This window comes from Streptomyces avidinii (assembly GCF_014650695.1).
Classification (GTDB): Bacteria; Actinomycetota; Actinomycetes; order Streptomycetales; family Streptomycetaceae; genus Streptomyces; species Streptomyces avidinii.
Map to the genome: position 1 here is coordinate 1 of NZ_BMVL01000064.1, position 749 is coordinate 749.

At 65.8% G+C, this 749-nt stretch carries 1 protein-coding gene; it reads left to right on the top strand.

The genetic code is table 11. The annotated features are described in order from the left end of the window. A protein-coding gene (locus IE257_RS37755) for an IS5 family transposase (RefSeq protein ID WP_189974652.1) occupies positions 1 to 749 on the top strand; the annotation gives its coding sequence in 2 pieces (ribosomal slippage) (positions 1 to 323 and positions 323 to 749; 750 coding nt annotated over the 2 pieces). This gene is flagged as partial in the annotation.

A 749-nucleotide genomic window follows, 5' to 3' on the forward strand; every position in this document is an offset into this window, starting at 1 on the left:
TTGGATTGTTCCGGACGGGTTGTGGGAGATCGCGGAGCCGTTGATCCCGCCGTCGAGGGTGCGGCCGCAGGGCGGTGGAACGCAGGACACGCCTGATGAGACGTTGTTCGCCGCGATCATCTACGTCCTGGTCAGCGGGTGTGCCTGGCGAGCGTTACCACCGTGCTTCGGGATATCGAAGTCGACGGCGCATCGCAGGTTCCTGATCTGGTCGAGGGCCGGAGTCTGGGGCCGGCTCCACGAGGAGATCCTGCACCGGCTCGACGATGCGGGCCTTCTCGATCTCTCCCGAGCGGTTCTCGACTCCGCCCACGTCCGCGCTAAAAAGGGGGCGAACTCACAGGTCCGAGCCCCGTGGACCGGGGCAAGCCGGGCTCCAAGATGCACGTCCTGTCGGACGCGAACGGACTGCCCCTCGTTGTCGGCGTATCGGCCGCCAACACCCACGACAGCCAGGCACTGAAGCCCATGGTGCTCGGTCACCAAACGAGACACGACCCCCACCGCGGGCGTCACTTCAAGCCCCAGCGTCTGCACGCCGACAAGGCATACGACACACCTGAGCTGCGAAGATGGCTACGAGGCAAACGCATCGGCGTCCGTATCGCCCGCAAGGGAATCGAGTCCTCCGAGCGACTCGGGCGACGCAGGTGGGTGATCGAGCGGACCATGTCCTGGCTCACCGGATACCGCCGACTCAACCACCGCTACGAGCGCTACCCCCGCAACTACCTGGCCTTCCTCGGCCT